This is a genomic window from Pseudobacillus sp. 179-B 2D1 NHS (assembly GCF_045370945.1).
Lineage (GTDB): Bacteria > Bacillota > Bacilli > Bacillales > Domibacillaceae > Pseudobacillus.
In genome coordinates this window covers 1-4,175 of the sequence record NZ_JBIQDP010000059.1, presented here as the reverse complement: position 1 = coordinate 4,175, position 4,175 = coordinate 1, and the positions used below count along the sequence as shown (strand labels likewise).

General features: G+C 37.4%; 3 protein-coding genes and 1 pseudogene. All 4 read right to left on the bottom strand.

Translation table 11 applies throughout. The features are described 5' to 3' along the window. Positions 1–415: 415 nt before the first annotated feature. On the bottom strand, positions 416–2,101 hold the full coding sequence (locus ACH0BF_RS24930) for a methyl-accepting chemotaxis protein (RefSeq protein ID WP_340856851.1): 1,686 nt from the start codon (positions 2,099–2,101) through the stop codon (positions 416–418). Between the two features lie 270 nt (positions 2,102–2,371). Next, complete coding sequence (locus ACH0BF_RS24925) at positions 2,372–2,608, bottom strand: hypothetical protein (protein ID WP_340856850.1); 237 nt, start codon at positions 2,606–2,608, stop codon at positions 2,372–2,374. Positions 2,609–3,003: 395 nt separating this feature from the next. Then, a pseudogene (locus ACH0BF_RS24920) lies at positions 3,004–3,550 on the bottom strand (site-specific integrase). Positions 3,551–3,728: 178 nt separating this feature from the next. Then, the coding region (locus ACH0BF_RS24915; RefSeq protein ID WP_406910509.1) for a hypothetical protein at positions 3,729–4,175 on the bottom strand (447 nt) is incomplete at its 5' end.

The following is a 4,175-nucleotide window of genomic DNA, read 5'->3' as shown; positions in this document are numbered from 1 at the left end:
ACACCTCCAAGTTATTTTCGAGTATCCCATACTCGTTTTCAACTTAAAGGTGTTTTTTATTTGTCTCACTTTATGGGATCAGTCCAGAAACCCCTTATCCAACGAGGGGTTTCTTTTTCTTCTCTCTGGATTCTCTATGCAACCTTTTGTACACCGTTGATTTATCAAGGTTTTCAGCTCTCTATCCAACTGAATCTTGTATAAAAAAAGGAAGTTTTATGCACTTTTACTCTTTTTTCGTATTTGGATTGTTCCTAAGTGCCGATTTTGTTGTCTTTAAGGCGGCTTTTACAACCTTAAAGGTTACTAGTTTTTAAACGAAGTTATATTTCATTTAGGTGTTTAAAACCGAACAGCTTTTTAATTTCTCTAATCCAAAAGCCCCGCTGCTTAATGCCAATGAGATTTTTTTATATTAAGCCTTAAATCTACTTATTACTTCTTTTAATTCCCGAGCCATTTCGCTTAGCACTTCTGCTGAAGATGAGACTTCCTCCATTGCAGCGTTTTGTTCTTCGGCTGAAGCAGCAATACTTTGTATATTTCCTGTCGATTGCTCAACAACGTTACTGATGTTTTTCGCCATCCCTACCATGTTTTGTGAACTCGAATTCACTTGCTCCACAATAACAGAAACCCCTTGAGATTCAGCAGCCATCTGTTCAATTGACTGCACAATATCTCGGAAAGCTTCTCCCGTTTGATCGACCATTTTGATGCCATCTTGGACAATGGTTGTACTGTCATTTATCGATCGAACAGCCTTATCTGCTTCAGTTTGTATTTCCTGTATAAGATCACGAATTTGACCTGCTGCATGAGCAGATTCTTCAGCAAGTTTTCGTACTTCATCTGCTACAACTGCAAAACCCTTTCCATTTTCACCCGCCCGAGCTGCTTCTATAGCAGCATTTAGTGCTAATAAGTTTGTTTGGGTTGCAACCTGTGTAATCAGTTCTACAATTTGTCCGATTTCCCTTGATTTTTCTCCAAGAGCGTTCACAACCGTAGAAGATTTGGTTGTAGAGTCTTGTACAAGATTCATTTGGTCGACTGTTTGAATAACAACTGTATTTCCGATGCTCGCTTTCTCATTCGCAGCAGCTGTTAAATTTTTCATAGATTGAATAGAAGATGCAGCCTGATCCATCCCTCTTGAAATTTCATCGATCGCCTGTGCAGATTCTACAGCACTTGAAACCTGTTTTTCTGAGCTGGATGCTACTTCTTGGATGGCCCCTGAGATTTGTTCTGTCGCTCTACTGGTCTCCTCAGCACTTGCTGATAACTCTTCTGATGTTGCAGCTACCTGCTTTATATTGGAGTTAACTTGATGAATCAACTCTCGAAGATTCATCTTCATTTGATTAAAGGAATTTGCCAATTGTCCAATCTCATCTTTATATTTCACCTGAATGTCCTCTTGAGTCAAATCGCCTGATGCAATACTTTCTGCTCCTTTTGCAAGAGACAAAATAGGATTCGTAATAATCCGTGTAATGATAGTACCGATTATAATAGCCAAAACAAGAGCTGTTATACTCAAGATAAGAACAGTTCTTACAGAAGTATTAACTAGTTCGGTGTTTGTTTTGCTTCCTTCTTCCATCAACTTCGCTTGCCCTTGCTGCAAGGCATCTGCTGTATTCTCTATCTCAATTGCCAGAGGAATAACTTCTTCGTTAGCAAATCGTTGAGCTTCCGCTTTGTTAGTCTTCATCAAAGTAACAATATCCGACGATTTGCTTTCAAACTCCTCATTCATGTTAGTCAGTTCATTTAGTAAATCTTTATCCTCTTCACGTTTTATCAAGTTACTTGTAATATTAATTTTTTTATTTAAGTTAATAATTGATTCTGATAAAAATTCCGCCGCACCTTCCTCTTGCAACAATACGCCTCTTAATCCAGCAATTTCTTGAGCCGCACTCATTTTAATGTCTTTTGCATTGGATAAGATAGCAGACCGACGATCTACTAAATCTGTATATGAATCGTCTATTTGTTTTATGTTGTAGTATGATACAAAACTAATAATGCCAAGAAGTATTGCAACGCTCAAAAATCCAATCATTAACTTTTTTCCAATTGTAAAATTCATTGATAACACTCCATCATTGATTATTTGATGCTTGTGTTTATATCGGTAATTCATCTCAGATATTGAATAAAACTATTCAATATTCTTTCCGTGTTATTTCATATAATTTTACACTTGTTTATTAACCTGCTGTTGTCTGTATTTATATGTGTTAAAGAGAACCAATGACTATTCCATACGGTAATATTAAGATTCTATATACGCCCTAAATTGAGTGAAGATCGGATCGTTATTCATGATTTCTCTTCGTTTTTCAACCGTCATCACATTTCACAATGTGTCAAAGAAATAGGCATTAAAAGAACCTTTAATGCGTTTGTGTTTATGAGAGAAGATCGCTTCTTTAAAGAATTGAACCACTAATGGCGCTAACTCTTCCAAAGGCGTGTCTAAACGAGCGATACGATAAGCCAGCATGGATTTTCCCCATAATTTATAGATTTCCTTTGCTTGTCCAAAGAACGGTTTAACGGCCAAAATAAATCTTTTTGGAATATGAGAAGGCATAAAACTTTCATCTAAAACTGGTTTTTCTTTACGTATGTATTTATTAAAAGATTTTTTTAATAGTAAAGAATAGGTAGGGATTTTTTTCCTCTTCGTCCTTAGATCCACAAGGGATTTCATCGTTTTCTGTTTGGGGATTTGCTTGGAAATCACTTAAATTTAGCAGTTCTTCCCAGTATGAAAAATACGGATGGTCCACAAATAAATGGACCGGGGCACCCCGTCCATTTTGCTTCGTGGATCTCCGATACACGGTAAACAGCACACCATGTTCACGTATACTTTTAATCTTTTAAGTCTTTCTTAGAGTAATCAACTCAATTTAAACCTATAATTGGAAAAAATGGTATAAATCTTAAAAAGAAAGATTATTCGTAATATTTACACAAATTCTCTTATAGAGAAAATTGTTCTAACGCCTTGTCCATCATCTCATCATTAATGCCAATATACCGTAAGGTAATCGATGGAGAGGAATGGCCAAAGATCTGCTGCCACATCGCCACATCCTTCGTTCGCTGGTAAAAATGATAGCCGAAGGTTTTCCTCATGGTGTGGGTGCCAATGGCCCTTCCACCCCGCACACGCGAGAAGCCTCGTTAATGATCCTCCAAGCCGTTTGACGCCCGATGGGTACTTTCATAGGGGATCAGAATCGGCCATCTGGCGCGTATACTTCTCGATTTCCTGTTTTAACGCCGCCGACATTTTGATTTTCCGCACGTTCCCCGTTTTTTTCTCGCGAATCCGCAAATGTTCCGTGTTTCGAACATCCATCACCCGTAACGGCAAAATATCGCCGATTCTCAGGCCGGAATTGATGCCAAACGTAAATAAAAAATAATCTCGGTACGATTGATGCAATAAGTACTCTTTGATCATCCGGATCTTTTTAAGATCCCGGACCGGTTCGACACTGTTTTGTCCTTGTTTGTTGGTCATATCAGGTTGCCTCCAGTTGCCATAAAGATGGATTATGTCTCATTTAATACAACTATATTATTCAATATGTTGCATTGAAACCCCTACTAGGGGTTGACACCAAAGAAAAAACCCTTGGTAGCCAAGGGCTTTCATAAGGAAAGAAGGGGGGAACAATGCAACATAATAAAAACCATTTTCATTCTTTTAACCACTGCTTCACTTTCTTTTCCATCTCTTTTTGCAGATCTTCCACATTTCCGGCATCTTGATATATCAACTTCAAGTATTCTTTTGGAAACATTTTCTTTAAAGAAGACTGATATAAACTGCCATCTTGGGGTTCTATATATTCAACAACAGAATAACGCTTTGCATCTTTCTTTAATCGAATGACAGCAGGTAAAGAGTGGCCTGCTTGGTTTTCTATGCCAGTGGATTTATTGAAGCCACCATAATAAGACCACATATAGATACTGAGTATTCCATTTGACCCGCTCGTTCCATACACTTTATGGACTTCAAATTGTTTTTCTATTTCAAGATGATAAGATGAGTATTTTCGAATAATATAATTAGAAATTGTTTCATCCATCTCTTTGGTAATATGTTTATCTCCGTTTCTAAGTGTTGTTTCATTGCAACC